This window comes from Kitasatospora sp. NPDC088346 (assembly GCF_044740765.1).
GTDB lineage: Bacteria > Actinomycetota > Actinomycetes > Streptomycetales > Streptomycetaceae > Kitasatospora.
On record NZ_JBIURH010000059.1, the window covers coordinates 1 to 26559 of the forward strand.

General features: G+C 72.0%; 27 protein-coding genes and 1 pseudogene. 13 read left to right on the forward strand and 15 right to left on the reverse strand.

Translation table 11 applies throughout. The annotated features are described in order from the left end of the window. A partial coding sequence (locus tag ACIOFR_RS37115; protein WP_401004515.1) for a PIN domain-containing protein occupies nt 1–128 on the reverse strand: 128 nt, incomplete at its 3' end. A gap of 261 nt (nt 129–389) precedes the next feature. Next, on the reverse strand, nt 390–1184 hold the full coding sequence (locus ACIOFR_RS37120; protein WP_401004456.1) for an isoprenyl transferase: 795 nt from the start codon (nt 1182–1184) through the stop codon (nt 390–392). A gap of 370 nt (nt 1185–1554) precedes the next feature. Between ACIOFR_RS37120 and ACIOFR_RS37125 the strand changes: the two genes are divergently transcribed. Next, nucleotides 1555–3150, forward strand: coding sequence for a chitinase (locus ACIOFR_RS37125; protein ID WP_401004458.1), 1596 nt, complete (start codon nt 1555–1557; stop codon nt 3148–3150). Nucleotides 3151–3244: 94 nt separating this feature from the next. Here the strand turns inward: ACIOFR_RS37125 and ACIOFR_RS37130 are convergent, their stop codons facing one another. Further along, nucleotides 3245–3940: a prepilin peptidase gene (locus tag ACIOFR_RS37130; protein ID WP_401004460.1), complete on the reverse strand. Its 696-nt coding sequence runs from the start codon at nt 3938–3940 to the stop codon at nt 3245–3247. Between the two features lie 208 nt (nt 3941–4148). On the opposite strand from ACIOFR_RS37130, the gene ACIOFR_RS37135 reads away from it, so the two are divergent. Beyond that, the gene (locus ACIOFR_RS37135) at nt 4149–5363 is read left to right on the forward strand and encodes a pyridoxal phosphate-dependent aminotransferase (protein ID WP_371498846.1); all 1215 of its coding nucleotides are present in this window, start codon (nt 4149–4151) and stop codon (nt 5361–5363) included. A gap of 236 nt (nt 5364–5599) precedes the next feature. Here ACIOFR_RS37135 and ACIOFR_RS37140 read toward each other — a convergent pair whose 3' ends face one another. Beyond that, complete coding sequence (locus tag ACIOFR_RS37140) at nt 5600–7441, reverse strand: phosphoenolpyruvate carboxykinase (GTP) (RefSeq protein WP_401004462.1); 1842 nt, start codon at nt 7439–7441, stop codon at nt 5600–5602. Between the two features lie 277 nt (nt 7442–7718). On the opposite strand from ACIOFR_RS37140, the gene ACIOFR_RS37145 reads away from it, so the two are divergent. Next, on the forward strand, nt 7719–8411 hold the full coding sequence (locus ACIOFR_RS37145) for a hemolysin III family protein (protein WP_401004464.1): 693 nt from the start codon (nt 7719–7721) through the stop codon (nt 8409–8411). On the opposite strand, the gene ACIOFR_RS37150 is transcribed toward ACIOFR_RS37145, so the two are convergent. The 3 genes from ACIOFR_RS37150 to ACIOFR_RS37160 all read right to left on the reverse strand — a co-directional run bounded on the left by ACIOFR_RS37150 (nt 8382) and on the right by ACIOFR_RS37160 (nt 10487). Further along, nucleotides 8382–8663, reverse strand: a complete 282-nt coding sequence (locus ACIOFR_RS37150) for a hypothetical protein (protein ID WP_401004466.1) — start codon at nt 8661–8663, stop codon at nt 8382–8384. The two genes, ACIOFR_RS37145 and ACIOFR_RS37150, sit on opposite strands and share 30 nt — an antisense overlap. Nucleotides 8664–8911: 248 nt before the next feature. Next, on the reverse strand, nt 8912–9763 hold the full coding sequence (locus tag ACIOFR_RS37155) for a hypothetical protein (protein ID WP_401004468.1): 852 nt from the start codon (nt 9761–9763) through the stop codon (nt 8912–8914). A gap of 10 nt (nt 9764–9773) precedes the next feature. Further along, on the reverse strand, nt 9774–10487 hold the full coding sequence (locus tag ACIOFR_RS37160) for a papain-like cysteine protease family protein (RefSeq protein WP_401004470.1): 714 nt from the start codon (nt 10485–10487) through the stop codon (nt 9774–9776). A gap of 254 nt (nt 10488–10741) precedes the next feature. Between ACIOFR_RS37160 and ACIOFR_RS37165 the strand changes: the two genes are divergently transcribed. Together ACIOFR_RS37165 and ACIOFR_RS37170 are read left to right on the forward strand one after the other, a co-directional pair. After that, a complete protein-coding gene (locus tag ACIOFR_RS37165) occupies nt 10742–11674 on the forward strand; it encodes a hypothetical protein (protein ID WP_401004472.1) in 933 nt (310 codons plus the stop codon). 594 nt (nt 11675–12268) lie between these two features. Further along, a complete protein-coding gene (locus ACIOFR_RS37170; protein ID WP_401004474.1) occupies nt 12269–13819 on the forward strand; it encodes a right-handed parallel beta-helix repeat-containing protein in 1551 nt (516 codons plus the stop codon). 96 nt (nt 13820–13915) lie between these two features. Here ACIOFR_RS37170 and ACIOFR_RS37175 read toward each other — a convergent pair whose 3' ends face one another. Then, nucleotides 13916–15952, reverse strand: a complete 2037-nt coding sequence (locus ACIOFR_RS37175) for a thioredoxin domain-containing protein (protein ID WP_401004476.1) — start codon at nt 15950–15952, stop codon at nt 13916–13918. A 231-nt stretch (nt 15953–16183) separates the two neighbouring features. Here ACIOFR_RS37175 and ACIOFR_RS37180 point away from each other — a divergent pair, with 231 nt between their 5' ends. From ACIOFR_RS37180 to ACIOFR_RS37190, 3 genes are all read left to right on the forward strand, one after another. After that, on the forward strand, nt 16184–16750 hold the full coding sequence (locus ACIOFR_RS37180; RefSeq protein ID WP_401004478.1) for a Uma2 family endonuclease: 567 nt from the start codon (nt 16184–16186) through the stop codon (nt 16748–16750). An 82-nt stretch (nt 16751–16832) separates the two neighbouring features. Next, nucleotides 16833–16988, forward strand: a complete 156-nt coding sequence (locus tag ACIOFR_RS37185; protein ID WP_401004479.1) for a hypothetical protein — start codon at nt 16833–16835, stop codon at nt 16986–16988. A gap of 323 nt (nt 16989–17311) precedes the next feature. After that, nucleotides 17312–17779, forward strand: a complete 468-nt coding sequence (locus ACIOFR_RS37190) for a hypothetical protein (RefSeq protein WP_401004481.1) — start codon at nt 17312–17314, stop codon at nt 17777–17779. Nucleotides 17780–17932: 153 nt separating this feature from the next. On the opposite strand, the gene ACIOFR_RS37195 is transcribed toward ACIOFR_RS37190, so the two are convergent. Then, nucleotides 17933–18070, reverse strand: coding sequence for a hypothetical protein (locus ACIOFR_RS37195; protein WP_401004517.1), 138 nt, complete (start codon nt 18068–18070; stop codon nt 17933–17935). Nucleotides 18071–18246: 176 nt separating this feature from the next. Here ACIOFR_RS37195 and ACIOFR_RS37200 point away from each other — a divergent pair, with 176 nt between their 5' ends. Then, nucleotides 18247–18588: a hypothetical protein gene (locus tag ACIOFR_RS37200; protein WP_401004483.1), complete on the forward strand. Its 342-nt coding sequence runs from the start codon at nt 18247–18249 to the stop codon at nt 18586–18588. Nucleotides 18589–18936: 348 nt separating this feature from the next. Here the strand turns inward: ACIOFR_RS37200 and ACIOFR_RS37205 are convergent. Continuing rightward, a pseudogene (locus ACIOFR_RS37205) lies at nt 18937–19092 on the reverse strand (DUF255 domain-containing protein); the annotation flags it as partial. Nucleotides 19093–19406: 314 nt separating this feature from the next. Between ACIOFR_RS37205 and ACIOFR_RS37210 the strand changes: the two are divergent. After that, nucleotides 19407–19814 carry a PIN domain-containing protein gene (locus ACIOFR_RS37210; RefSeq protein ID WP_401004485.1) on the forward strand — a complete coding sequence of 136 codons (408 nt, stop codon included), beginning with the start codon at nt 19407–19409 and terminating at the stop codon, nt 19812–19814. A gap of 257 nt (nt 19815–20071) precedes the next feature. Here the strand turns inward: ACIOFR_RS37210 and ACIOFR_RS37215 are convergent, their stop codons facing one another. Together ACIOFR_RS37215 and mca are read right to left on the reverse strand one after the other, a co-directional pair. Further along, complete coding sequence (locus tag ACIOFR_RS37215) at nt 20072–20263, reverse strand: hypothetical protein (RefSeq protein ID WP_401004487.1); 192 nt, start codon at nt 20261–20263, stop codon at nt 20072–20074. 66 nt (nt 20264–20329) lie between these two features. After that, a complete protein-coding gene (gene mca, locus ACIOFR_RS37220; RefSeq protein WP_401004488.1) occupies nt 20330–21199 on the reverse strand; it encodes a mycothiol conjugate amidase Mca in 870 nt (289 codons plus the stop codon). Nucleotides 21200–21346: 147 nt separating this feature from the next. On the opposite strand from mca, the gene ACIOFR_RS37225 reads away from it, so the two are divergent. Further along, on the forward strand, nt 21347–21763 hold the full coding sequence (locus tag ACIOFR_RS37225; protein WP_401004489.1) for a DUF4307 domain-containing protein: 417 nt from the start codon (nt 21347–21349) through the stop codon (nt 21761–21763). Between the two features lie 280 nt (nt 21764–22043). After that, nucleotides 22044–22541: a transcription elongation factor GreA gene (greA, locus tag ACIOFR_RS37230; RefSeq protein WP_401004490.1), complete on the forward strand. Its 498-nt coding sequence runs from the start codon at nt 22044–22046 to the stop codon at nt 22539–22541. Between the two features lie 78 nt (nt 22542–22619). Here the strand turns inward: greA and ACIOFR_RS37235 are convergent, their stop codons facing one another. The 3 genes from ACIOFR_RS37235 to ilvA all read right to left on the reverse strand — a co-directional run bounded on the left by ACIOFR_RS37235 (nt 22620) and on the right by ilvA (nt 25945). Next, nucleotides 22620–23477 carry an ABC transporter permease gene (locus ACIOFR_RS37235; RefSeq protein WP_401004491.1) on the reverse strand — a complete coding sequence of 286 codons (858 nt, stop codon included), beginning with the start codon at nt 23475–23477 and terminating at the stop codon, nt 22620–22622. A 1-nt stretch (nt 23478) separates the two neighbouring features. Then, nucleotides 23479–24486, reverse strand: coding sequence for an ATP-binding cassette domain-containing protein (locus ACIOFR_RS37240; RefSeq protein WP_401004493.1), 1008 nt, complete (start codon nt 24484–24486; stop codon nt 23479–23481). Between the two features lie 247 nt (nt 24487–24733). Continuing rightward, nucleotides 24734–25945 carry a threonine ammonia-lyase gene (gene ilvA, locus ACIOFR_RS37245; RefSeq protein WP_401004494.1) on the reverse strand — a complete coding sequence of 404 codons (1212 nt, stop codon included), beginning with the start codon at nt 25943–25945 and terminating at the stop codon, nt 24734–24736. Nucleotides 25946–26067: 122 nt separating this feature from the next. Here ilvA and ACIOFR_RS37250 point away from each other — a divergent pair, with 122 nt between their 5' ends. Next, nucleotides 26068–26541 (forward strand): MarR family winged helix-turn-helix transcriptional regulator, encoded by a 474-nt coding sequence (locus ACIOFR_RS37250; RefSeq protein ID WP_371498828.1) that lies wholly within the window; start codon nt 26068–26070, stop codon nt 26539–26541. Nucleotides 26542–26559 lie beyond the last annotated feature (18 nt).

The following is a 26559-nucleotide window of genomic DNA, read 5'->3' on the forward strand; positions in this document are numbered from 1 at the left end:
ACCACCACCGGGAGGACGACCTCGTGCTCCTCGAAGCGCGTCATGGCTAGGGGGTCTGCCAGGAGCACGCTGGTGTCGAGAACGTACGTGCGCCGGTCTGGTGTCCGGCGGCTCTTGGAACTGACCACTAGGCCTCCAGAGCGGATGACCCAGCGTCACCCGCGGCTCACCGGTCCCCGCGACCCCGGTGGCCGGGGTACCGGTCTTGACTGGTCTTATTCCCAGGGTCGGCCCGGTGCATGCCCGCGCGGAAGAACGGCGGGATCACAAATGATGAACGTTTGGCGCGCTGGCCTGCGGGTATTCAGACTGACCGGGCGTCAGCGCGCACCACTCGGGGGCGCCCGGCGCGCGACCCGGGCTCCGGCCGGCCCCGGGAGCGACGCCCGTCAGAGCCCGAGCCGCCGGTTGCGCAACTGGTAGTCGCGCAGCGCCCGCAGGAAGTCGACCTTCCGGAAGGCGGGCCAGTAGGCCTCGCAGAAGTAGAACTCGCTGTGCGCGCTCTGCCAGAGCAGGAAGCCGGACAGCCGCTGCTCGCCCGAGGTGCGGATGATCAGGTCCGGGTCGGGCTGGCCGGTGGTGTAGAGGTGCTCGGCGATGTGCTCGACGGAGAGGATCTCGGCGAGCTCCTCGATCGAGGTGCCGCGGCCGGCGTGGTCCTGGAGGAGGGAGCGGACGGCGTCCGCGATCTCGTGCCGGCCGCCGTAGCCGACGGCCACGTTCACGGTGATGCCCCGGACGTGGGCGGTGGCCTGGGCGGCCTCCTTGAGGGTGTCCGCGGTCCGCTGCGGCAGCAGGTCCAGCGCGCCGACCGGGTTGACCTTCCAGCGACCGTCCGCGGCCAGCCGGCGGACGGTGTCCTCGATGATCCCGAGCAGCGGGACCAGCTCGTCGGCCGGCCGGGAGAGGTTGTCGGTGGAGAGCATCCAGAGGGTGACCACCTGGACGTGGGTCTCGTCGCACCAGCCGAGGAACTCGCTGATCTTGTCCGCACCGCGCTGGTGACCGTCGGCGGTGGTGCCCCCGGTGGCCTTGGCCCAGCGGCGGTTGCCGTCCAGGATCACGCCGATGTGGTTGGGCGTGTTGGCCAGGTGCACCTCGACCCGGCGCCCGTACAGCCGGTACGCGTTGTCCAGCAGGGTGCGCAGCCCTGGCGTGCGCTCGACCACGTCGCGCAGACCCATGTCGTACTGCCCCTCCGAGCTCTTTACCCCCGGGTGCGAAATCCCCCGGCGCAGCCTACTCCCGCAGGGTGCGTCACGGTAAAGCCGCAGGTACCGAAGGTGTCACAAGCGCGTCGCGAAACCGTTCGGATGCGCCCGGTCGCGAGCACGCCGAGCTCGGACACGGAAAGGTATCCGCTTCCTTAAACGACCCCTAAGCCTGGGTCGGGCTCCTTGACGACCCCCATTGGTCTAGTCCAGCTTGTGACCCAGGACACGGCGGCCCCGACCCGCCCGCCCCCACAAGCTCCGCTGCGAACCTTCCCTCCCCCACACGGAGCCGCCGCGACCCCCACCGCGGCGGCTCCCCCTCCTCCTCAGGAGTTCGCCCATGGACCGTACGCTGCAGCAGCCGTCCCACCGGCGCCGGCGCAGTTCCGTCCCGACCGCCCTCGCGGCGGGCGCCACCGCCCTCGCCCTGGCCGGCACCGGCCTCGCGCTGTTCGCGGGCGGCGCCGGCGCGGCGGTCGGCAACCTGGTCACCAACGGCGGCTTCGAGTCGGGCAGCCTCTCGGGCTGGACCTGTACCGGCACCGCCAAGGCCGGCACCCCGGCGCACTCGGGCTCGTACGCGCTGAACGCCACTCCGAGCGCCTCGGACACCGCCGAGTGCCGCCAGACCGTCAGCGTGCTGCCCAACTCCACCTACACCCTGGCGGGCTGGGTCCAGGGCCCGTACGTCTACCTCGGCGCGAGCGGGACCGGCGGCACCGACCCGAGCAGCTGGTCCAGCCAGAGCAGCTGGAACCAGCTCTCCAGCACCTTCACCACCGGCGCGGGCACCACCAGCGTCACGCTGTACGTGCACGGCTGGTACGGGCAGGCCGCCTACGCCGCGGACGACATCACCCTGACCGGCCCCGGCGGCACCGCCTCCCCGACGCCCACCGGCGGCAGCAGCACGCCCGCCTCGCCGACGCCGTCCGCCTCCGCGTCGCAGTCGGCCACCGCCTCGCCCTCGCCGTCCGCGAGCAGCAGCGCCCCGACCTCGCCGTCCCCGACGGCCACCTCCACCGGCCAGCCCGGCACCGGCCTGCCCAAGCACGCGCTGACCGGCTACTGGCAGAACTTCGACAACGGCGCCACCGTGCAGCGGCTGCGCGACGTGCAGAGCGCGTACGACATCATCGCCGTCTCCTTCGCGGACGCGACCACCACCGCCGGCGGCATCAGCTTCACCCTCGACCCGGCCCTGGCCGGCAAGCTCGGCGGTTACTCCGACGCCGACTTCAAGGCCGACATCGCCGCGAAGCACGCGGCCGGCAAGAAGGTCGTGCTGTCGATCGGCGGCCAGAACGGCACCATCGTGGTGAACAACGCCGCCGCGGCGACCACCTTCGCCAACACCGCGTACGCGCTGATCCAGCAGTACGGCTTCGACGGCGTCGACATCGACCTGGAGAACGGCGTCGACCCGGTCTGGATGGCGCAGTCCCTGCACACCCTGCAGAGCAAGGTCGGCCAGGGCTTCGTCCTGACCATGGCGCCCGAGACGATCGGGATGTACTCCACCGCCGGCAACTACTTCCAGCTGGCGCTGAACACCAAGGACATCCTCACCGTCGTCAACACCCAGTTCTACAACTCGGGCGGCATGAACGGCTGCGACGGCAAGGTCTACACCCAGGGCACCGTCGACTTCATCACCGCGCAGGTCTGCACCCACATCCAGGGCGGCCTGCGGCCCGACCAGGTCGGCATCGGCGTCCCGGCGTCCACCCGCGCGGCGGGCGGCGGCTACGTCAACTCGACCGTGGTCAACAACGCGCTCGACTGCCTGGCCGCCGGCACCCACTGCGGCAGCTTCGTCCCGCCGGCCAAGTGGCCGACCATCCGCGGCGCGATGACCTGGTCCACCAACTGGGACGCCGCCAACGGCAACGACTTCTCCACCAACGTGGGCGCCCACGCCCACGCCATGCCGTAACTCCCCCCGGCGCGACGCCCCTTGAGGGTGGGGCGGTGCGCGCCGCCGCGGAGTCCGTCCCCACCGTCGCACCGGCGGGGACGGGCTCCGGCCGTCACCCGGCGGCGAGCACCGCCAGCAGGGTGCCGAGCAGCATCCACGGACCGAGCGGCAGGTCGTCGCCCCGGCCCGCGCGGCGGGTGACCAGCAGCACCACACCCCAGGCGCCGGCCAGCAGGAAGGTCAGCACGAAGCCGCCGAACACCGACGGCCAGCCGTACCAGCCGAGCAGCGCGCCGAGCGGGGGCGCGAGCTTGACGTCGCCGAGGCCGATCGGGGCGACCAGGGCGAGCGCGAGGTAGACCCCGCCGAGCGCGAGCGCCGCGTACAGGCAGCGCAGCAGCACGCCCCCGCGGTCCTCGGTGAGCAGCAGCAGGACGGCGGTGCCCAGGGCGAGCGGCAGGGTCAGCACGTCCGGCAGCCGGAAGACCCGCGCGTCGACCAGGGCGAGCACCACCCCGAACAGGCCCACCCAGACCAGCGGGAGGGCACTCGGCCGGTACGCCGCCGCGCCGGCCACGACGCCGACCGCACCGCCGACCACCGCCGCCACCGCCTCGACCAGCCAGGCGGCCGGGCCGGCCCGCTCGCCACAGCGCGGACACCCGCCGTCCGGCCGGCGCAGCAGACGGCCCGTCGGGCAGCACTCCCACCACGGCTCGCCGGGCGCCACCGCGTACCGGGCGGTCGCCGCCCGCAGCCCGGGGGCCGCCAGCAGTCCCGCCACCGCCCCGACCAACACCGCGATCACGGTCTCCCCCTCCGCGCGAACCGGACCGAGCCTAACGGCCACGGCCCGTACGGCACGGGAAACCGCCCCGGGCCGTACCGTCGGGACGGCCGTCGGGCTCGTCGCCGGGCAGTCGTCGGGCAGTCGTCGGGCGGTGGTTCCCCGAGCGGGTGACCTGTGGCCAAGCCCACTCGATGATCCGCGTAACGGCGCCGTAAAGTAGTCGGGTATGCAGGTCATCCAGTCCAGCAAGCTCGCCAATGTCTGCTACGACATCCGCGGCCCGGTGCTCGACGAGGCGATGCGACTGGAGGACCAGGGTCATCGCATCCTCAAGCTGAACACCGGCAACCCCGCCGCCTTCGGCTTCGAGGCCCCGCCCGAGATCCTCCAGGACATCCTGAAGAACCTCGCCGGCGCCCACGGCTACGGGGACTCCAAGGGCCTGCTCGCCGCCCGCCGCGCCGTGGTCATGCACTACGAGGACCGCGGGCTGCACGGCCTGTCCGTCGAGGACGTCTTCCTCGGCAACGGCGTCTCGGAGCTGATCCAGCTCGCCATGACCGCCCTGCTGGACGACGGCGACGAGGTGCTCGTCCCGGCCCCCGACTACCCGCTGTGGACGGCCTCGGTCAGCCTCGCCGGCGGCACCGCCGTGCACTACCGCTGCGACGAGCAGTCCGAGTGGTACCCGGACCTGGCCGACATCGAGGCCAAGGTGACCGACCGGACCCGGGCCATCGTGGTGATCAACCCCAACAACCCGACCGGCGCGGTGTACCCGCGCGAGGTGCTGGAGGGGATCGTCGAGATCGCCCGCCGCCACCAGCTGGTGGTCTACGCGGACGAGATCTACGACAAGATCCTCTACGACGACGCCGAGCACGTCCCACTGGCCACCCTGGCGCCGGACCTCTTCTGCGTCACCTTCAACGGCATGTCCAAGGCGTACCGGGTGGCGGGCTTCCGCTCCGGCTGGATGGTGCTCTCCGGCGACCGGCACCGCGCCCGCAGCTACATCGAGGGCCTGACCGTGCTGGCCTCGATGCGGCTGTGCGCCAACATGCCCGCGCAGCACGCGGTGGCTGCGGCGCTCGGCGGCCGCCAGTCGATCAAGGACCTGCTGCTGCCGGGCGGGCGCCTGCTGGAGTCCCGCGACGCGGCGTACCGGCTGCTGAACGAGATCCCCGGCGTCAGCTGCGTCAAGCCCAAGGGCGCGCTGTACGCGTTCCCGCGGCTCGACCCGCACGTCTACAAGATCAAGGACGACGCGCAGATGGTCCTCGACCTGCTGCGTTCCCAGCGGATACTGATCGTCCAGGGCACCGGCTTCAACTGGCCCGACCCGGACCACTTCCGGCTGGTCACGCTCCCCCGCCCCGAGGAGATCACCGACGCCGTCACCCGCATCGGCGACTTCCTGAGCGGCTACGCCCAGCCCTGACCCGAACGGCTGCCCGCCGCCCCCCGCCCTGAGCCGAAGGGCGCGCCGGCGGCGGAAGCGACGAGGGACCAGCGAGCGCAGCGAGCGCCGGAGCGAGGAGTGCCGCCGCCGGGCCACGAGCGCCCGGAGGCGAACGGGCGAGGACACAGCACACAGCAGGCAGCAGACAGCACACCGCCGCCCCCGGTCAGGGCGGGGGCGGCGGGGGCTCGTTGTGCCGGCGGGTCAGCCGAGGGTCAGCCGAGGCGCTTCACCAGGGCGCGGTACTCGTCCCAGAGCTCGGTCGGCGTGTGCTCGCCGAACAGCTCCAGGTGGGCCGGGACGAGCGCGGCCTCCTGGCGCCAGATGTCGGCGTCCACGGAGAACAGCAGGTCGAGGTCGGCCTGCGGGATGTCCAGGCCGTCGAGGTCGAAGGAGTCCACGGTCGGCAGCACGCCGATCGGGGTCTCCACGCCCTCGCCCCGGCCGTCGAGGCGCTCGACGATCCACTTGAGCACGCGGGCGTTCTCGCCGAAGCCCGGCCAGACGAACTTGCCGGCGGAGTTCTTGCGGAACCAGTTGACGTAGTAGATCTTCGGCAGCTTGGCCGCGTCCGCCTGGGCCCCCAGCTTCAGCCAGTGGCCGAAGTAGTCGCCCATGTTGTAGCCGCAGAACGGCAGCATCGCGAACGGGTCGCGCCGCAGCTCGCCGACGGTGCCCTCCTGGGCGGCGGTCTTCTCGGAGGCGATGTTGGCGCCGAGGAAGACGCCGTGCTGCCAGTCGAAGGACTCCGTGACCAGCGGGACGGCGGTGGCGCGCCGGCCGCCGAAGAGGATGGCCGAGATCGGCACGCCCGCCGGGTCCTCCCACTCGGGGGCGATGGTCGGGCACTGCGAGGCCGGCACCGCGAAGCGGGCGTTGGGGTGGGCGGCCGGGGTGCCGGACTCGGGGGTCCAGTCGTTGCCGCGCCAGTCCGTCAGGTGCGCCGGGGGCTGCTCGGTGAGGCCCTCCCACCAGACGTCGCCGTCGTCGGTGAGCGCGACGTTGGTGAAGACGGTGTTGCCCCAGAGGGTGTCGATCGCGTTGGCGTTGGTGTCCACGCCGGTGCCGGGGGCGACGCCGAAGAAGCCGGCCTCCGGGTTGATCGCGTACAGCTGGCCGTCGGCGCCGAACCGCATCCAGGCGATGTCGTCGCCGATGGTCTCGACCTTCCAGCCCGGGATGGTCGGCTGGAGCATCGCCAGGTTGGTCTTGCCGCAGGCGGACGGGAAGGCGGCGGCCACGTACTTGGGCTCGGCCTCGCCCGTGGCACCGGCCGGCGGGGTGAGCTTGAGGACGAGCATGTGCTCGGCCAGCCAGCCCTCGTCGCGGGCCATCGTGGAGGCGATGCGCAGCGCGTAGCACTTCTTGCCGAGCAGGGCGTTGCCGCCGTACCCGGAGCCGAAGGACCAGATCTCGCGGGTCTCCGGGAAGTGCGAGATGTACTTGGTGGTGTTGCACGGCCAGGCGACGTCGGCCTCGCCCTCGGCCAGCGGGGCACCGACGGTGTGCACGGCCTTGACGAACTCGCCGTCCTCGCCGAGCTGGTCGATGACGGCCTGGCCCATGCGGGTCATGACGCGCATCGACACGGCCACGTAGGCGGAGTCGGTGATCTCGACGCCGTAGGCGGCCAGCGGGGAGCCGACCGGGCCCATCGAGAACGGCACGACGTACATCGTGCGGCCCTTCATCGCGCCCTTGAAGAGGCCGTCGGCGCCGGCGAAGACCTCCCGCATCTCGGCGGGGGCCTTCCAGTTGTTGGTCGGGCCGGCGTCCTTCTCCTGCTCGGAGCAGATGTAGGTGCGGTCCTCGACGCGGGCCACGTCCGTCGGGTCCGAGGCGGCGTAGTAGGAGTTCGGCCGCTTCTCGGCGTTGAGCTTCCTGAAGGTGCCCTGGGCGACCAGCAGCTCGGCGAGGCGCAGGTACTCCTCCTCGGAACCGTCGCACCACTCGATGCGGTCGGGCTGGGTCAGCTCCGCGATCTCGCTCACCCAGGCCAGCAGGCGCTTGTGACGGGTGGGCGCGGATGCGCTGAGAGCAGAGTTCTCGTACGACACGATCGCTCCGTTTCACACCATCTCGGCCAGGAGACGGCATCGCGGGGGGTTGAGGGTGGTAGCAGCGTAGCTCCGAAAGGGGCTCGGAATTCTGGCAGATCGGCAGTATTGGCCGAAGTTTTACTACAGACCGGCTATCTACCAGCCAGTAACAAGGCATTCCAGGCCACTCGAACGGCGATCGACAGGCGAGTCCAACACTCCAGAACGTCTAAAAGTGACGATCACCACTACCTACGGACTAGTAACCTACGGTTCCGTAAGTAGGATGGCGGCCATGACTGAGGAGGGGCTCGTGACCGCGGATCCGGAGCTGGCGACGGCGTCGGAGCCGCCCAAACCCAAGTGGCGCGGCTGGCTGCACGCCGGGATGTTCCCGGCCTCGCTGGCCGCCGGCATCGTGTTGATCTGTCTGGCCGACTCCACCGCCGCGCGGGTGGCCTGCACGGTCTACTCGGTCAGCGCCTGGCTGCTGTTCGGCATCAGCGCCGTCTACCACCGCTTCGACTGGGGCCCCCGCGGCGACGCGGTGCTGCGCCGGCTGGACCACGCGAACATCTTCCTGATCATCGCGGGCAGCTACACCCCGTTCACCGTCCTGCTCCTGCACGGCACCGCACGCCAGGTGCTGCTCTGGCTGGTCTGGGGCGGCGCGCTGGCGGGGATCGGCTTCCGGGTGTTCTGGGTCGGCGCTCCGCGCTGGCTCTACACCCCGTGCTACGTCGCGCTCGGCTGGGCCGCGGTGTTCTTCCTGCCCGACTTCCTGCGCACCGGCGGCGTGACCGTGATGACCCTGATCGTGGTCGGCGGGGTGCTCTACACCCTGGGCGGGCTGGTCTACGGCCTCAAGCGGCCGGACCCCTCACCCCGCTGGTTCGGCTTCCACGAGGTCTTCCACGCCCTGACCCTCGGCGCGTTCATCGTGCAGTACGTCGGGATCTCACTGATCGCGTACAGCACCACCGGCTGACACCCTCGCGTCCAGCCGTTCCCGGGCCCGACGGCAGCGCTCGCAGTGCGCCGCCTCGGGCCCTTCGCCCGCCGTCCGTACGTGCGCCCGGGCGCGGAAGCGCACCGCGACGTGCACCATCACCAGCAGCACCTCCGCCGCGGACACCAGCCAGACCGTCCGCGGACCGCCCAGCAGGTAGCCGACCACCACCGCCAGCGCGGCGGCGAGCGCCAGCACCGTGCCCCAGAACTGCGTGCGCCTGATCGCCATCGGCACCTCTCCGCCGTATGACCCGGGACCCGCGGGCCGGGCCCCCTCCCCACCCAAGGTGACAGCCGGAACACGCTCCGGGGCGAACGGGGGGTCAACTCCGCATCAAATAAATGTGCCGGACCGGGACGGTCCGGGTCCGCGGGGCCGCTCCCGGCCGCGCGCGTCGCAGGGGAACGGCCGGGCGGCACGGGCCCCTCGTACCCGCAGCCGCCCGGCCGTTCCCCGTCCTGCGCGCCCGGTCTCCGCTACCGCCCGCGGACGGCCGCGCGGCGCCGGCGGACCAGCGCGAGAGCGGCCACCAGGGTGGTACCGAGCGCCGCACCGGCCGTCAGCAGCGGCAGCCGGTCCGTCGCGGGGGCACCGGCGGCGGCCCGCGCGTCGAAGCCGCCGCCGGTGCCCGTGCGGTCGTAGGCGCTGCCGGGGAGCTTGTCGCCGTACCGCCGGTGCACCAGCTCCTGGTACGCGGCCAGGCTGACCCCGTCCGCGCCCACCGAGCGACGGGCGTCCTCGTCCAGCGGGAGCACCCGGCCGCCGCGCAGCACGTACCAGGCGTCCAGCTGCGGTTCGCGGAAGGCGGTGCCGCCACCGCCGGCCGCCGCCCTGGCCGGGTAGTCGGTCTCGTCGCCGCCGGTGGCGATGTTGACCACCCGCCAGCCGCCGCCCTGCCGGACGGTCCAGACCGAGGCGCTCTGCCCGTCCGAGGAGACGGCCTTGCTGGCGACGAAGTCGGCCGTGGCCACCGGGGCCCCGGCGGTGCCGGCCACGAAGCCCGCGCCGAGCGTGTACACCGCGGCGCTCTCCCCGGTCAGCCGGGGCGCGGCCAGCTCCGCGGCACGCGCCTCGTCGGCCGGGGCGACGGCGAACGGCCCGCCCGGCGGGACGCCCTTGCGGGCGAAGAAGTGCCCCAGCCGGTCGAGCACGGCCGGGCTCTGGACGGCGGCGCGGGCGGCCGCCAGGTCGGCCGGTGTCGGCTCGGCGGGCGCCGGCGCGGCGGGGACGGGCGCGGCGAGGGCGGGCGCGACGGCGGCCGAGGCGAGGCCCACGACGAGGGCGGTGCAGGCGACGGCCCGCCGCAGGGTGTTCCGGGTGTCGGTCATGACCGTCTCCTCACGCGCCGATCCGATAGAGGGAGTGGGTCCAGGAGAACGAGCCGTTGCTGACGTAGTACCAGTAGTCCGCCCAGTTGTAGCGGGCGCTGGAGGGCCACGGGTCGCCCCAGTACACCCAGTTGTTCGCCGTGTCGTAGCCGTAGATCAGCTGCATGTGGCCGCCGCCGGAGCTCCACTGGATCCGGGTCTCCACCGGGCGGTCGGCGTCGATCTCGCTCTGCACCGCGGAGTAGCGCAGGTAACCCGTGACGTACGAGCCCGGGTTGATGCCGATCCAGTTCAGCGCCGTCTGCACGTTGCCCAGCGTGGCCTGGTTGTTGGGGCAGCTGGAGTTGATCGAGCGATTGAAGGCGGCGTTGCAGAACTGGTTCTGGCTGTAGTTGTGACCGAAGTACGCGGCCACCGTGTTGCCGCTGCCGGCCCAGCACCAGTTGCTCTGTTGCTGTTGCTGCATGGTGATGTCGAGCCTGCGCCAGGTGGCGGTCTGCACGGTCTGGGCGGTCTGCGCGGCCTGCGCGGTCGAACCGGTGGGGGCGGTCGGACCGGAGGCGGCGTCGGAGCCGAAAGCGGGGGCGGGGGTGGGGGCGGGAACCTCCGCCGCTCGGGTGCGGGCGCCGGCCGGGGTGGCCGCGGCCACCGTCAGGGTCGGCGCCAGGACTCCCAGCGCGAACGCGGCGACCGCGCGGCGCAGGCGTGTCCGGGGTGTTGGCATGGGGGATCTCCTCCCTGCGGCTACGCAGGAGTGGGGATGTGGGGGTGGCGTCCGGACGCTGCACCGAGCATCCGGCGTTGACCGAGCAGGGTCAACGGGGCTGGAGCGCAAGGGGATCCTGGTGTGAACGGCCCCGGCCGGGTGTGAACGGAACCGCCCCGACCTGCGGCGTTCTCCGGGCCTGGTGACAACCCGCCGCCCAGGTGTGAATATTCACCCTCAGTCCGGGAGGCAGCCACGCGCCGGAGGCAGCCATGCAGCAGACCGTCCCGCCGGAACTGGCCGCAGCCCTGCGGACCGGCCCCTTCCACCTCGCCCTGCGCACCGCCATCACCGCCCGCGGACTGGCCCTGCACCGGGTGCAGCAGCACCTGGCCCGCCGCGGCGTCCACATCGGCCTGACCAGCCTCAGCTACTGGCAGCAGGGCCGGCGCCGGCCCGAGCGGCCCGAGTCGCTGCGCGCCGTCCAACTGCTGGAGGACGTACTCGACCTGCCCGCCCACTCGCTGACCCGGCTGCTCGGCCCCCGCCGCACCCCCGAACCGCCGGCGGTCGGCCCGGCCACCCGCCCGTACCGCGACCTGATCGGCCCGGCCGATGCCGTGGACGGCCTGCTCGCCACCATCGCCGGGCCCGCCTGCACCGCCCTGCACACCGTCACCCACATCGAACGGATCAGCGTCGGCGCCGACCGCCGCCAGTTGCGCCGCAGCTCGCAGCACGTGCTGCGGGCCCACCGCGACGGCATCGACCGCTACCTGGCGATCTACCAGGGCGACCCCGGCTGCGACATCACCCGGGTCGCCCTGCGCACCGAGGAGAACTGCCGGCCCGGCCGGATCCGCCGCGACCCGCAGGCCGGCCTGCTGGTCGCCGAACTCCTGCTGGACCGGCGGCTGCGCACCGGCGACACCCACCTGCTCGGTTACGGCTTCGAGGACGCGCCCGGGCCGGCCCCCAGCGACGAGTACGTCCGCGGCTTCAACGCCGGCGCCGGCCAGTACGTCCTCCAGGTCACCTTCCACCCCGACGCGCTGCCCGTCCGCTGCCACCGCTTCGCCAGCCGCTCCCCCGGGGCCCGGCCGCACGAGACCGAGGAGCTGACCCTGGACGGGCACCACGGCGTGCACCTGGTGGCCGCCGGGCTGCCGCCCTGCCTGCTGGGCATCCGCTGGGACTGGGAGTAGCACGCCCGGACGGACGGACGGGTCGACGGGCAGGTGGACGGACAGGTGGACGGGCGGGCGGACCCCGGGTCGTCACCGGGTGGTCACCGCGCGGAAATCCCGTATGACGACCGGGTCGGCCGCATGCGATGATCCGTCAGCTCTGTGTTCGATCTTCTGTTCCCGGGCATCGTGGGCCCGCCGCGCCAGGCGGCCGCCCGCCCGTTCCTCTGGGGGGGGGAATCCCATCAACAAGAACCGAATCGCGGCTCTTGTCGGCACCGCGCTGCTCGGTGCCGGCCTGCCCGCCCTGGCCCCGGCAGCGGCCGGTGCCGAGGCGGTCACGCTCTACGTCAACAACGCGGCCGGTGCCCACTGCACCGACACCGGCGGCGGCACCTCCGCGGCACCGTTCTGCACGGTGTCCGCGGCGGCCGCGGTCGTGAACCCCGGCCAGACCGTCGCGATCGCCGACGGCACCTACGACGAGCAGGTGACCGTCACCCGCTCGGGCACCGCCGAGGCGCCGATCACCTTCCGCGGGCGTCCTTCGACGTCGACAACCCCGACTCCCGGGCCGTCCTCGGCTCGTGGCAGCCCACCCGCACCGCCCTCGTGGTCCGCGGCGCCGAGCACGTCCGCTTCCAGGACCTCGCCGTCAACGGCCCGGCCCCGAGCGAGTCGGTGCTGGTGGACGGCGGCCACGACATCGCCTTCCGGTCCGTGAACCCCTGGTCCGGGAACGTCCGGATCACCGGCGCCTCGCGCGACGTGAGCTACACCCGGGCGCAGTTCGGCTACGTCCGCGGTCCCGTCCTGCGGGTCGACGGCAACTCGACCGGCACCGTGCTGTCGACCAACGTCATCACCGGCAACAGCGGCTACGACACCAGCGGCATCCTGGTCAGCGACGCGCCCGGCACCGTCGTGGTCAGCAACACCGTCACCATGGGCTGTGTGAAGGGTCTCGTCCTGGAGGGCGCCTCCACGGGGGCCGTCGTCGAGAACAGCGTCATCAGCACCGTCCGCGAATGGGGCCCGCCGTGCGCGGCCGGCGCCCCCGACGCCGGGATCACCGTCGCCGCGTCCTCGGTGCAGGGCACCAAGGTCGACTACAACGTGGTCTCGCCGCTCAGCGGCGGCCCGGCCTACGACTGGTCCGGTGCCACCTACCGGGACCGCGCCGCCTTCACCGAGGCCACCGGCCAGGGCGCCCACGACGCCTTCGCCGACCCCAGCTCCGCGAGCAAGGACCCGGCCAAGCCGCTCTCCCCGGTCATCGACTCGGCGGACGAGAACGCGCCCGGCATGTTGGACGTGGACGCCTGGGGCTGGCACGCGGTGGACGACCCGGTCGTGCCCAACACCGGTACCGGCAGGGGCATCCGCGACCGCGGCGCCGCGGAGTTCCAGGACTTCGGCAGTGTCTTCACCGCGGTCGACCCGCAGCGGATCCTGGACACCCGGGACGGAACCGGCGCCCCGCAGGCCACCGTCCCCGCCCAGGGCACCCTCGACCTCCAGATCGCCGGCACCCACGGCATCCCGGCCGACGCCACCGCCGTGACCCTCAACGTCACCGTCACCGACACCACCCAGGACGGCCACCTCACCGCCTACCCGCACGGCGACGAACTCCCCCGCACCTCCAACCTCAACTGGACCACCGGCAAGACCGTCGCCAACCTGGTCACCCTGCCCCTCAAGGACGGCAAGGTCTCCTTCCACAACGCCTCCGCCGGCACCATCGACCTCGTCGCCGACCTCGCCGGCCACTACGGCAGCACCGGCCGCGACACCTTCCGGCCGCTCGGGCCGTGGCGTCTGGTCGACACCCGCGAGGACAGCTACTCCGAGGGCTCGCTCGTCCGCCCGGCGGGCGTCGTCCCGGCGGGCGGCCGGCTCGACGTGTCGCTCGGCGAGATGCCGAACCCGACCTCGGTGACGCTGAACGTGACCGTCACCGAGCCCGGCAGCGCCGGGCACCTGACGGCCTACCCGGCCGGTGGCGCCGTCCCGGGCACCTCCAACCTCAACTGGTCGGCCGGCGAAACCGTCGCCAACCAGGTCGTGGTGAAGGTGAAGGACGGCAAGGTCTCCCTCCTCAACGCCGGCACCGCCCCCGTCCACCTGGTCGTGGACCTGCTCGGCTACCAGGCGCCCTGACGGCCGGAAACCCGGCGGGCCCCGGCCCGGACCACCAGGTCCGGGCCGGGGCCCTCGCGCATCGAGCCGGCGCCGTCGGCCGCCGTCGGTCCGCCGTCAGTCCGCCGGCCGGGCGCCCAGCCGGTCGGCCAGCTCACCGGCGTCCGCCGTCGGGGCGTCGCAGGTGAAGTGCCGGCAGACGTACGCGGCGGGGCGCCCGCCGAGCAGCGGCCGGCCGGCCAGCAGCGGGACGTCATCGGTGCCGGCCGCGCCCACCGCGACCACCGCCCCGGGGGCCGTGCCGAGCAGCGCGGTGCGGTGCAGGGCCGCCGTGGCCGGGTCACCCGCCGGGCCGACCACGGCCACCTCGCGCGGCCCGTCCAGCAGCGCCTCGGCGACCGCCAGGCCCCAGCCGACGAACCGCGGCGCCTTGGCGGCGAGCGCCCCCACGATGCCCAACGCCCGCTCGGCCGCGGTGCGGTGGCGCTCGGAGCCGGTGTACGCGGCGTAGCCGAGCAGGGCTCCGGCGGCGGCCGTCCAGCCGGCGGGGGTGGCGTTGTCGGTCGGGTCCTGCGGGCGGCGGATCAGCTGTTCGGCGTCGTCGGCGGTGTCGTAGAGCGCGCCCGACGCCTCGTCCAGGAAGTGCGCCAGGACGGTGTCCAGCAGACCACCGGCCAGGTCGAGCCAGGAGCTCTCACCGGTGACGGCGTACAGCGCGAGGAAGCCCTCGGCGGTGTCGGCGTAGTCCTCCAGCACACCCGCGTTGGAGCCGGGGCGGCCGTCCCGGGAGGTGCGCAGCAGCCGGCCCTCGGGGGTGAGGTGGACGGCGAGCAGCAGGTCGGCGGCGCGCTCGGCGGCCTCGACCAGGTCGGGGCGGTCCAGCAGGGCGCCCGTCTCGGCGAGGGCGGCGACGGCCAGGCCGTTCCAGGCGGCGACCACCTTGTCGTCGCGGGCGGGCGCGGGCCGTTCGGCACGGGCGGCCAGCAACCGGGTGCGGATCCGCTCGAACGCCTCGGGGTCGGCCGGGTCGCGGAGCAGCTGGAGCACCGAACTGCCGTGCTCGAACGTACCGGTGACCTCGAAGAGTTCGACCGCGAGCGCGCCGTCCTCGGGGCCGAGGACGGCGGTCAGCTGCTCGGGCGTCCAGGCGTAGTAGGCGCCCTCGCTGGACTCACCGGTCACCGGGTCGGGCGAGTCCGCGTCCAGTGCGGAGGCGAACGCGCCCTCGGGGGTGCGGAGTTCACGCAGCAGGAAGTCGGCGGTGGCCAGCGCGGTGCGGCGGGCCCGCTCGTCGCCGGTGGCGCGCCACAGGTGCAGGTAGGCCCGCAGCAGCAACGCGTTGTCGTACAGCATCTTCTCGAAGTGCGGCACGACCCACCCGGCGTCGACCGCGTAACGGGCGAAACCTCCGCCGAGCTGGTCGTGGAGGCCGCCGCGGGCCATCGCCTCGCAGGTGCGTGCGGCCATCTCCAGGGCGGCCTCGGAGCCGGTCCTGGCGTGGTGGCGGAGCAGGAACTCGATCACCATGGACGGCGGGAACTTGGGGGCACCGCCGAAGCCGCCGTTCTTCTCGTCGAAGCTGCGGCTGAGGCCGACCAGCGCCTGGTGCAGGTCCGCGTCGCCGGGCGGGTGGTGGGCGGCGGCGCCGTAGACCGAGGCTCGCTCGGCGAGTTCGGCACGGATCCGGGCGGCGACCTCGCCGACCTCCTCACGGCGGTCCCGCCACGCGGCGCTCACGCCCTCCAGCACCTGCCGGAAACCCGGCATCCCGTGCCGGGCCTCGGGCGGGAAGTAGGTGCCGAAGTAGAACGGCTCCTTGTCCGGGGTCAGGAACACCGTCATCGGCCAGCCGCCCTGCCCGGTCGCGGCCTGGACCGCCTCCATGTACACGGCGTCCACGTCCGGCCGCTCCTCGCGGTCGACCTTCACCGCGACGTAGTGCGCGTTGGCGTACTCCGCGACCGCCTCGTCCTCGAAGGACTCGTGGGCCATCACGTGGCACCAGTGGCACGCAGCGTAACCGACCGATAGCAGAACGGGTACATCACGCCGTTTCGCTTCCTCGAACGCCTCGGGTCCCCACGGCCACCAGTCGACCGGATTGTCAGCGTGCTGAAGCAGATAAGGCGAGGTCACACCAGCCAACCGGTTCATGAGACCCAGCCTCTCACGCCGACACGGCCCTGCCGGTTCGGCCCGCAAGCCCCCGCCCTACTTGGCCGATTTGCACTCATGCGCCATCACGTGGTGAATGCGGATCGCCCCTTTTGCACCCAGGTCGCCCTGCGGACGCTGGAGGTTCTGCCCCGACCCAAAGCCGGTGCCCGACTGGAAGCGGGCAGTACGCTGAGTCGAGCAGCACCGCATCCTCGAAGGAGGTACTTCATGACCGCCGAGATGGTGGCGCCCGCGTGGATGCACACGCAGATCAGCGCGGAGCAGTACGACTCCTGGTCCGAGGAGCAATGCGCCGGCATCGAGATCGTGGACGGGATGGTCGTCGTGAGCCCGAGCGCCTCCAAGCGGCACAACCGGCTGGCTCGGCTCCTGGCCAATGCCCTGGACACCGCCGCGGGCCCAGACTGGAACGCCGACACGGACTTCGACGTCCGCTTGCAGGACGTGCCGCTCACCAACCGCCGCCCGGACATCACCGTTTACCGGGCGGAGACCATCGACTTCACACCCACCCGCCCCGAGCACGTGCTGCTGGTCGTCGAGGTCGTGTCCCCGGGGTCAGAGACCACCGACCGGATCGTGAAGGTGGACCAATACGCCAAGGCCGGCATCCCCTTCTACTGGCGCATCGAGCAGTCCGCCACCGGCGTTCCGGTCGTCTACACCTACGTCCTCGACCCGGCCAACAGGGCCTACCGGGACGGCGAGGTGTTCACCGGCACCGTGAAGGCCACCGCGCCTTTCCCTGTCACGGCCGACCTTGGGGCCCTGTGAGTAACGAGGAATCGCCTACACCGGGCGCGTCCCGCAGTTGGTGGTCACCGGCGAGACGGTCGTGCCCTCCGTAATCACCGTCGTGGACGCCACTGGGGCCGTCCTCGCCGAGTACACCGCCAGGCCCGCCACCGAGCAGTTCCCCGCGGTCCGCAGCAGCCGCCTCCTGCCCATCGACCAGAACCAGATCGTCGGCTGCGCCGGCCCCTCCTGCACCCCGATCACCCTGACGAGGTAGGCGACCGCCGCCCGGGAATGTCCGCCACTACTTCAGCCGTCGCCGGAGACGATCGCCGAGCTGACCGGCCTGCTCGCGCCGGCGACAGCAGGCGCTGACTGGACGCCGACGCCCGGCTCCGGGGCCGCCGCGCGCCGCCGACACGAAGGCGGCGGTGGGGTGGGGAAAGGGGCAGGTGAGCCGGTGTGGAGTGCCGGGCGGGCGCGGCTGGCGTTCGTTGGGGTGAAGCGTGGCGCTTCACGGCCGTTCCAGGGGTCGAAGTGATCATGCTGGGGTGGGTGGCGCCCCGAAACGGTCGGGGCCGTGTCGACAGGAATCTCCTGATGAACCATCTCCGGCGTGCGGCAGTTGCCGCTACAGCCGCAGCAGCCGTCCTCGGCATCGCTGTTCCCGCACAGGCTGCGGCACCGGCCGCGGACGGGGCACCGCAGTGGTCGATCAAGTTCGACCGCTTGGAGAAGACACTGGGGCCCTACGACCGCGCGAGTGTCTGGAGCGGCACCTGCCCGGTACCCGGACCCTACCGGGGATCTGCAAAAAAGGTGACGCCCTCGTATGAGTCTCTGGGCCTCTTCGATCTCGAATGCGAGGACGACCATACCTTCACGCTTTACATCATGATGTACGACTACGTTCGCGGCACTGGCGACCTCCCTAAGGGTGCCAAGGTCAAGTTCGATATCTACTACGGCACGTGGGACGCAGACAGCGGCGGGTGGGTCTCAGACGGCGACGACGACCCGGCCCCGGCGGGCGCCAGTCCGGACGGCCCCCTCTACGCCACGGTCTGACCTGCGAGCGGCGTCCGGCCGGGCCCGCCCCGGCCGGACTCCGCCTCATCGCCTACCGGCGTCACCCGCGAACCGGCAGTTGTCGCGAGTCTCCCCGCCAGCTCACCCTGGGTCTGCGTCCGGCTCGCGCAGGGGCCGCAGGCCACCGGGCAGCTACGGCAGTTGGAAGGAGGACCAGCCGAGCATGTTGACGTGGTGCCGCCCGACCGGCGAGAGCCGGGCCACGTCCTGGTAACGGACCTCGAAGCCCTCGGTATGGTCACCGACCTGGCCGGGAACCCCAGCACGCACTCCCAGGTCGTCAACCTCACCATCGCTGACCTGGCCTGACACCACCCCGTCCAGCGGCAGCGCGGCGGGGGCCGCGGGCAGGGGGCCGATCTGTGGGCCAGCGACGGCCGCCCGGAGGCCCGACTCCGAGTGTCCGACTACTGGCCACGGCGGCGGGGTTTTCGCGGCATGGGGGCATGACATCGGCGCCGGACTCTCGCCACTGGTCGCCCGAGGTCTCGGCCTTCCGCGGGCGGTGGACGCTGAACATCATCAGCCCGGACCGTGCCGTCTTGGCCGGACCGGAAGACCTCGGCTCAGCGGACACCCTCGTCAAAGCCCACCCCGACGACCCCGGCCAGCGCCTGATCGCCATCGACGGCGAAGTGGCGGTTCTACCCCGGGACCACGCCGTGCGGCAGTTGGAGGAGCACGGCTTCGTGGTCGCGGACGAGACGCGCGACGACACCAAGACCGGTCACGGATGGACTCAGGTCGCGTCCGCGCTGTGGATCGCTCTGTGCCACCCCATTGCTTGATCCTGGCGGCGGACACCCGGCAGGTCGGCCGAGCCAGGCTCGCCGCTCATCCTCACGGTTACCGTGAGTGTCGTGGGAGGGGACTGACCAGTCCCCTCCCACGACACTCACGCGTGGGCCGCAGACTGCGGCTCCGCGCCCATACTCCTCAGCGGCGACAGCGGGCTCGCTGCCCTCCAACCGCTGGCGGATGATGTCGTACTTCTCGGGCCCCCACTCGGGCGAGGCGGCCAGTTCGGCCTCCACCCAAGCCTCTATGCTCTTACCCAGTTCCTCATCGTACGTGTCCACGCAACTACCCCCTGACAACACCCCAGGTCAGGACTACCTGGTTGTGTTAAGTCATTGGCACCAGTGGCAAGCCGCGTAGCCCACGCTCAGCAGCACGGGCACCCCGCGCCGCTCCGCCTCCGCGAAGGCCTCGGGGCCCCAGGGCCACCAGTCCACCGGGTTGTCGGCGTGCTGCAACAGGTAGGGCGACGTCGCGTTCGCGAGACGATTCACGCCGCCACCCTACTCATGGCGGGCGACGGAACGACTGTCGAAACGACGGTCCGATGCGCCCGAGTACCGGCGGCACTCCGGGAAGGCTTGCCACCCGAGGTACCGCCGGCCACGGCACCGCCTATCGGCCGCCCCCGGGTTGCACGGATTCCACGGCTCCCGCCCGCTGTGCGTTCGCGGTGTGCTCGATGCCCCAGAGCCCGTTCGCGGGGTAGCCGCCGATCGACGGCCGGACGTGGCGACGGGTCAGCTGGCGGACATCACCGGCGTGACGTCGGAGACGAGATCGCCGGTGTTGTCGAACGAGGCGCTGCGTGAAGGAGCAGCCGGCCCGCTCGCTGGTGCTCGACTCCGGGGCGCTCTCCCCGCTCCTGCGCAATGACCGTGGGATGGCGGCTCGCATCGAGGCATCCCGGCAGGTCGGGGTTCCCGTCCCGGTGTCTGCGCTGACCGTCGTTGAAGCTGTGCAGGAGAAGACCGATCTGGCGCGCTCGAAGTGGGTGCTCTCCCGGCTGCGGGTGGAACCGGTCGGTCAGGCGGATTCCCTGACCGCAGTGGGGCTGCTTCGAGACGCAGGCGGGTTGCCCGGGCACAGGTATGCGATCGACGCCCTCGTCGCCGCGCTCGCGCTCCGCGTCGCGGCCCCCGTGATCGCCCTGACCTCCGACCGCGACGACCGGTCGAGGCTCTGCGGAAACCGCGTGATCATCAGAGCGGCGTGAGCACCGCCGACTACCGCGTTTGCGAGTTCACTGGCGCCAGCGGCAGGCCGCCCACCCGGCCGGCGGCAGCACGCGCACCCCGTGCGCTCCACCCCCACGAACGCCTCAGGCCGCCTTCGTCGCGGTGAGCGGCGGCCGTGGCGGCGGCGGCAGGCCGAGCCGAGCCGCGAGCAGAGGGGCCCGCGTCGCGGGCAGGCCGGACCGGCACGCGTCGCCCCGAAGGCCTCCCGGGCGCGACAGGCGCAGGCCCGGGCCGGTCACTTCTCGGTGGTCTCGGGCTCCTCGACGAAGTCGATCTTCTTGAAGCGGGTGTTCATCGACTTCAGCAGGAACCAGGTGGCGATGCCCAGGGCCGCGAAGACGACGAAGCCCAGCAGGCCGGGGGTCACCTTGGTCTCGTCGAGGGCGAGCCCGGTGGCGAGGTTGGTGAGGGTCACGGGGGTACTCATCTCTCCATGGTGACCCGGCCCTACACGGGCCGGGTCACCGGGGTGGTGCGTGTCGTGCGGGTGCGGCTACTTGCGGACGCCGGCGAAGAGGTCGTCCTCGGGCAGGTCGGTGTCGACGTGGGACTTGGCCAGCTCGTAGTCCTCGGTCGGCCAGACCTCCCGCTGGACGTCCAGCGGGACGCGGAACCACGGCCCGTCCGGGTCGATCTGGGTGGCGTGCGCGATCAGCGCCTTGTCCCGGATCTCGAACCAGTCGTCGCACTTCACCCGGGTGGTGATCTCGCGCTCGGCCCGGCCGCTCTTCTCCCAGCCCTCGATCCACTCACCGTACGGGGAGTCGATGCCGTGCTCGGTGAGGTAGGCGTGCAGGGCGCGGATCCGGCCCATCGGGAAGCCGTGGTTGTAGTAGAGCTTCAGCGGCTGCCAGGGCGCCCCTGCCTCGGGGTAGGCGTCCGGGTCCCCGGCGGCGTCGAAGGCCACCATGCTGATCTTGTGGGTCATGATGTGGTCGGGGTGCGGGTAGCCGCCGTTCTCGTCGTACGTGGTGATCACGTGCGGGCGGAACTCGCGGATCAGCCGGACCAGCGCACCGGCGGCCTCGTCCACGTCCTGGAGCGCGAAGCAGCCCTCCGGGAGCGGCGGCAGCGGGTCGCCCTCGGGCAGGCCGGAGTCGACGTAGCCCAGCCAGGCCTGGTCGACGCCGAGGATCTCGCGGGCCGCGTCCATCTCCTTGCGGCGCACCTCGTGGATGTTCTCCTCGACCCAGGAGTCGCCCTGGAGCTTGGGGTTCAGGATGGAACCGCGTTCCCCCCCGGTGCAGGTGGCGACCAGGACGTCCACCCCCCGGGACACGTACATGGCCATGGTGGCCGCGCCCTTGCTGGACTCGTCGTCCGGGTGCGCGTGTACCGCCATCAGTCGCAACTGCTCAGTCAACGCCTGGTTCCTTCCAGGTATGTCCGGTTCGTCGGGCGGCTCCCCCGCCGCCTGTGGCGGACGTGCCCCTCCTATAGTGACGGACTGGAGGGCCCGTCGATTCCCGCTGCCGACCTAGGGCCCGTCGGCGAAAGGACCGAGCCCACCATGGCCTCCCGCACCAGGACCACCCCGGGGCTGCCCGAGGGCCGCTACAGCCGCCGCACGGACCAGGAGGCCGACCGCAGACTGCGGACGGCCGCGGTGGTCTGCGGCGTGCTCTTCCTGGGCCTGTTCGGCTGGCTCGGCGGCTCGTACCTGCTGCGCGAGACCACGATCAACGGCTCGGTCCCCACCTTCGAGGCGGTCTCCGACAGCGAGGTCCAGCTCCAGCTCTCGGTCAGCAAGGGCGACGGCGTCGCGGGCGTCTGCACGGTGCGTTCGCGGGCCGCGGACGGCACGGTGGTCGGCCAGCACGACTTCCCCGTCCCGGCCGAGGGCGACAGCTACACCGCGGTCGTCACGCTGCGCACCACCGCCCGGGGCACCACCGCCGAGTTGCTGGGCTGCACGCCCGCCAAGTGAGCGCGGCCCGACTGGGGCCTTTTGCGCAAGTCACCCTTTCGGGCGCATATTCGAGGCGTCGGGCGGGAACCGGTACGGGGAGCCCGGTCCACCCCGGCGCAACCGAGCGCTCACGCTCCGTCCATCTCCCTCCCGCCGGGAGACGGAAATTGTTAGGCTCGTGGTTTCGCCCCTTCCCGGCCTCCGGCTCGGAAGCGGGCGTTGCTTTGTAGTACGACCGATATCGCCCCACCTGCTGACGAAAACCCTCAGCACCGCCCAGTACCGACGAGGAGCACCTGTGACCCAGACCAGCGATGACGTGACCTGGCTCACTCAGGCCCATTACGACCAGCTGAAGACCGAGCTGGAGTACCTGACCGGGCCGTGGCGCGTCGAGATCGCCCAGAAGATCGAGGCCGCCCGTGAGGAAGGTGACCTCAAGGAGAACGCCGGCTACCACGCCGCCAAGGAGGAGCAGGGCAAGACCGAGGCCCGGATCCGCCAGCTGACCCAGCTGCTGGAGCGCGCCAAGGTCGGCGAGGCCCCCGCCGACTCCGGTGTGGTGGCCCCCGGCATGCTGGTGACGGTCGCCTTCGACGGCGACCCGGACGACACCATGGAGTTCCTGCTGGCCTCGCGCGAGGTGACCGACGACACGCTCGACGTGTACTCGCCGCAGTCCCCGCTCGGTCGCGGCATCAACGGCAAGAAGGTCGGCGCGGACGCCACCTACGAGCTGCCGAACGGCCGCAAGGCCACCGTGAAGATCCTTGAGGCCAAGCCCTACAACGGCTGACCCCGCAGACGCCGGAGCGGCCGTGACGCGTGCGTCACGGCCGCTCCGGCGTACGGCCCTCCGGCGTACGGTGCCTCGTCACCCGACCGCGGAGCGGTACTTGCGCACCGACAGCCACGAGAAGACCGCCATGATGATCAGCGACCAGACCACCGAGACGATCACCGAGTGCTGCATCGGCCAGGAGTCCGGCGTCGGGCCGACCTGGTTGCCGAACAGGTCGCGGCAGGCCTGCACGGTGGCACTGAACGGGTTCCAGTAGGCGATCGGCTGCAGCCAGGACGGCATCGAGCTGACCGGCACGAAGGCGTTCGAGATGAACGTCAGCGGGAACAGCCAGATCAGGCCGGCCGAGGTGGCCGCCTCGGGGCTGCGCACGGACAGGCCGATCAGCGCGCCGATCCAGGAGAACGCGTAGCCCAGCAGGAGCAGCAGCCCGAACGCGGCGAGCGCCTTCGGGAAGCCCTCGTGGATCCGCCAGCCGACCAGCAGCGCGACCAGGGCCAGCACCAGCAGCGTGAACGCGGTCTGCACCAGGTCGGCCAGGGTGCGCCCGACCAGCACCGCGGAGCGGGTCATCGGCAGGGACCGGAAGCGGTCGACCAGGCCCTTGGTCATGTCCTCGGCGATGCCCGCGGAGGCGCCGGCGACCGCGAAGGTGACGGTCTGCGCGAAGATGCCGGCCATCAGGAACTGCGTGTACGTCGAGGAGCTGGCCGTGGTGCCGGGGATCTGGATCGCCCCGCCCATGACGTACGAGAACAGCAGGACGAACATCACCGGCTGCATGAGCCCGAAGACCACGATCTCCGGGATGCGGGTCATCCGGCGCAGGTTGCGCTTGGCGACGACCCAGGAGTCGTGGGCCATGGCGGCGATTCCGGTGCGCTGGCGGGGGACGGCGCCGCCGATGGCGTGCGAGGTGGCGGTGGTCATCTCAGGCGTCCTTCCCGTGGCTCTTGCGCCCCTTTGCGGGCGGCTGCTCCTCGCCGTTGTCCGTCCCGGCCTCGGTGACGTGGCCGGTCAGCGAGAGGAAGACGTCGTCCAGGGTGGGCCGCCGCAGGCCGATGTCGTCGATCTCGATGGACCGGGAGTCGAGCTCGCGGATCACGTCGGCGAGCACCTTGGCGCCGCCGCTGACCGGGACGGTGATCTTTCGGGTGTTCTTCTCCACCGCCGGGTCGCCCTTGGCGTAGGGCGCGAGCGCCGCGACGGCCTCGGTGACGTCGCCGCGGTCGTGCACCACGACCTCGACCCGCTCGCCGCCGATCTGCGCCTTGAGCTCGTCGGCGGTGCCGCGGGCGATCACCTTGCCGTGGTCGACCACCGCGATGTCGTGGGCGAGGCGGTCGGCCTCCTCCAGGTACTGGGTGGTGAGCAGCAGCGTGGTGCCCTGTTCGACGAGGGTCTCGATGACCTCCCAGAGCGCCAGCCGGTTGCGCGGGTCGAGGCCGGTGGTCGGCTCGTCCAGGAACATCACGGGTGGGCGCACGACCAGTGCGGCGGCCAGGTCGAGCCGGCGCCGCATGCCGCCGGAGTACGTCTTGGCGGTGCGGTCCATCGCCTCGGTGAGGTTGAACCACTCCAGCAGCTCCAGCGCGCGGGCCTTGGCGTCGCGCGGGGTCATCTGGTAGAGCTCGCCGACCATTTGGAGGTTCTCACGGCCGGTCAGGTACTCGTCGACGGCGGCGTACTGGCCGGACAGGCCGATCAGGCTGCGCACCTTGTTGGGGTGCTTGAGGACGTCGACGCCGGCGACGGTGGCCCGGCCGGAGTCGGGGTTGAGCAGGGTGGTCAGCACCCGGACGGTGGTGGTCTTGCCGGCGCCGTTCGGGCCGAGCAGTCCGAGCACGGTGCCCTCGGGGACGTCGAGGCTGACGCCGTCGAGCGCGCGGACGTCACCGAAGGTCTTCACCAGGTTCTCGGCTTGGATGGCTGGCGCCATGAGCCCGCCTCATCTCCTGTTGCGGAATGACTGTTATGTCCACTGTGCGTGGGTAGCAGTACCCGAGCGGGCCGGTCGGCAAGCTCGCGATACATCGCAAGTTTGGCGGCTCGCGATATATCGCGTCAAGGGTGATGCCTCCGGCCGTCCGGATCCCGCCGCGGTACGACCACACAGCCTCTCAGCCGCCACTGACAACGCCCACCCCACGCCCACCCCTATTCCGGCGGGACCACGTGGCCGGCTCCTACTGCGAGACCACGTAGCCGGCGCCCCGCAGCTCCCCGAGGACGGCCGCGCAGTGCTCCGGCCCCTTGGTCTCCAGGTGCAGGTCCACCTCGACCTCGGTGACGCCGAGCCGCGGATCGATTCGCACGTGCGCCACGTCCAGCACGTTGGCGTCGACCCGGGTGAGCACCGCCAGCAGGTCCGCCAGCGATCCCGGCCGGTCGGCCAGCCGGACCCGCAGGGACAGGTAACGGCCGGCCGCCGCCAGGCCGTTGCGCAGCACCCGCTGCATCAGCTGCGGGTCGATGTTGCCGCCGGACAGCACCGCCACCACCGGGCCCTCGAAGCCGTCCGGATCCTCCAGCAGCGCGGCGACCGGGCTGGCCCCGGCCGGCTCCACCACCAGCTTGAACCGCTCCAGGCCCAGCAGCAGCGCCCGGGACAGCGACTCCTCGGAGACCGTGCGGATGCCGTCGGCCAGCGTGTTGACCACCTCGAACGGGATGTCCCCGGGACGGCCCACCTGGATCCCGTCCGCCATGGTGGCGAAGCGCTCCAGCGTCACCGGCCGCCCCACCGCCAGCGAGGGCGGGTACGCCGCGGCGGCCGCCGCCTGCACCCCGATCACCCGGACGTCCGGACGCAACGGCTTGACCGCCGCCGCGATCCCCGCCAGCAGCCCGCCGCCGCCCACCCCGACCAGGATGGTGCGCACCTCCGGGCACTGTTCCAGGATCTCCAGGCCGAGGGTGGCCTGCCCGGTCACGATGTCCCAGTGGTCGAAGGGGTGGATGAAGACCGCGCCGGTCGCCTCCGCGTACCGCTGCGCGGCCTGCAACGACTCGTCCACCGTGCTGCCGTGCAGCCGCACCTCGGCGCCGTACCCCTTGGTCGCGGCGACCTTGGGCAGGGGCGCGGCGAGCGGCATGAAGACGGTGGCGTGCACCCCCAGCAGCTCGGCGGCCAGCGCCACGCCCTGGGCGTGGTTGCCCGCGCTGGCGGCCACCACGCCGGCCGCCTTCTCCACCGGGGTCAGCCCGGCGATCCGCACGTACGCGCCGCGCAGCTTGAACGAGCCGGTGCGCTGGAGGTTCTCGCACTTGAGGTGGACCGGTGCGCCGATCAGCTCGGAGAGGTGCCGGCTGCTCTCCATCGGGGTGATCCGGGCGATCCCGGCCAGCATCTTCTGGGCGCCGCGGACATCGTCGATGGTGATCGGCCAACTGTGCATGTGGCCAGGTTACGGGGCCGGGCCCGGCAAGCCGGGATGTCGGCGCTGTTCCCGGGTCCGCCGCGCGCGCGTACGCTGCTGGTTCACGAGCCACCCTCACCGCACCCCGATCGTGAGCCGCGATGACGACCACCTCGCCCCAGGCCACCGGAAGCAACGACCCGCTCCACGCCCAACTCCAGTACCAGGTCGCGGTGTTCGCCCGCCGGATGGAGCAGGTCAGGCTCGGTGCGGTCGGCGCGCTGGACCGCGCCGGCTACCTGCTGCTGGACCATCTGCACCGGCACGGCCCGGCCAACGTGAAGTCGCTGGCCGAGGCGCTGGGCATCGACTCCTCGACCGTCACCCGGCAGGCCGCGCCGCTGGTGCGGGCCGACCTGGTCGGCCGGGTGCCCTACCCGGCCGACCGGCGCTCCGTGCACCTCGCACTGACCCCGCTCGGCGGCCGCAGACTGGCCGAGGTCCGGGCCGACCGGGAGGAGTTGATGCGCACGCTGACGGCCGGCTGGCCCGCCGAGGAGCAGCGGGCGTTCTGCACGCTGCTGGCCCGTTTCAACGACTCGCTGGAGTCGTACTGGGCCGGGCGGCCGGAGTGACCGGCCTGACCGGCCGTC

What these genes read in the sequence shown, in the direction of transcription:
- ACIOFR_RS37120 (WP_401004456.1), bottom strand. Translation starts at nt 1,184, where the DNA reads ATGGGTCTGCGCGACGTGGTCGAGCGCACGCCAGGGCTGCGCACCCTG.
- ACIOFR_RS37125 (WP_401004458.1), top strand. Translation starts at nt 1,555, where the DNA reads ATGGACCGTACGCTGCAGCAGCCGTCCCACCGGCGCCGGCGCAGTTCC.
- ACIOFR_RS37135 (WP_371498846.1), top strand. Translation starts at nt 4,149, where the DNA reads ATGCAGGTCATCCAGTCCAGCAAGCTCGCCAATGTCTGCTACGACATC.
- ACIOFR_RS37145 (WP_401004464.1), top strand. Translation starts at nt 7,719, where the DNA reads ATGACTGAGGAGGGGCTCGTGACCGCGGATCCGGAGCTGGCGACGGCG.
- ACIOFR_RS37150 (WP_401004466.1), bottom strand. Translation starts at nt 8,663, where the DNA reads ATGGCGATCAGGCGCACGCAGTTCTGGGGCACGGTGCTGGCGCTCGCC.
- ACIOFR_RS37155 (WP_401004468.1), bottom strand. Translation starts at nt 9,763, where the DNA reads ATGACCGACACCCGGAACACCCTGCGGCGGGCCGTCGCCTGCACCGCC.
- ACIOFR_RS37160 (WP_401004470.1), bottom strand. Translation starts at nt 10,487, where the DNA reads ATGCCAACACCCCGGACACGCCTGCGCCGCGCGGTCGCCGCGTTCGCG.
- ACIOFR_RS37165 (WP_401004472.1), top strand. Translation starts at nt 10,742, where the DNA reads ATGCAGCAGACCGTCCCGCCGGAACTGGCCGCAGCCCTGCGGACCGGC.
- ACIOFR_RS37175 (WP_401004476.1), bottom strand. Translation starts at nt 15,952, where the DNA reads ATGAACCGGTTGGCTGGTGTGACCTCGCCTTATCTGCTTCAGCACGCT.
- ACIOFR_RS37180 (WP_401004478.1), top strand. Translation starts at nt 16,184, where the DNA reads ATGACCGCCGAGATGGTGGCGCCCGCGTGGATGCACACGCAGATCAGC.
- ACIOFR_RS37190 (WP_401004481.1), top strand. Translation starts at nt 17,312, where the DNA reads ATGAACCATCTCCGGCGTGCGGCAGTTGCCGCTACAGCCGCAGCAGCC.
- ACIOFR_RS37200 (WP_401004483.1), top strand. Translation starts at nt 18,247, where the DNA reads ATGACATCGGCGCCGGACTCTCGCCACTGGTCGCCCGAGGTCTCGGCC.
- ACIOFR_RS37215 (WP_401004487.1), bottom strand. Translation starts at nt 20,263, where the DNA reads ATGAGTACCCCCGTGACCCTCACCAACCTCGCCACCGGGCTCGCCCTC.
- ACIOFR_RS37225 (WP_401004489.1), top strand. Translation starts at nt 21,347, where the DNA reads ATGGCCTCCCGCACCAGGACCACCCCGGGGCTGCCCGAGGGCCGCTAC.
- ACIOFR_RS37235 (WP_401004491.1), bottom strand. Translation starts at nt 23,477, where the DNA reads ATGACCACCGCCACCTCGCACGCCATCGGCGGCGCCGTCCCCCGCCAG.
- ACIOFR_RS37240 (WP_401004493.1), bottom strand. Translation starts at nt 24,486, where the DNA reads ATGGCGCCAGCCATCCAAGCCGAGAACCTGGTGAAGACCTTCGGTGAC.
- ilvA (WP_401004494.1), bottom strand. Translation starts at nt 25,945, where the DNA reads ATGCACAGTTGGCCGATCACCATCGACGATGTCCGCGGCGCCCAGAAG.
- ACIOFR_RS37250 (WP_371498828.1), top strand. Translation starts at nt 26,068, where the DNA reads ATGACGACCACCTCGCCCCAGGCCACCGGAAGCAACGACCCGCTCCAC.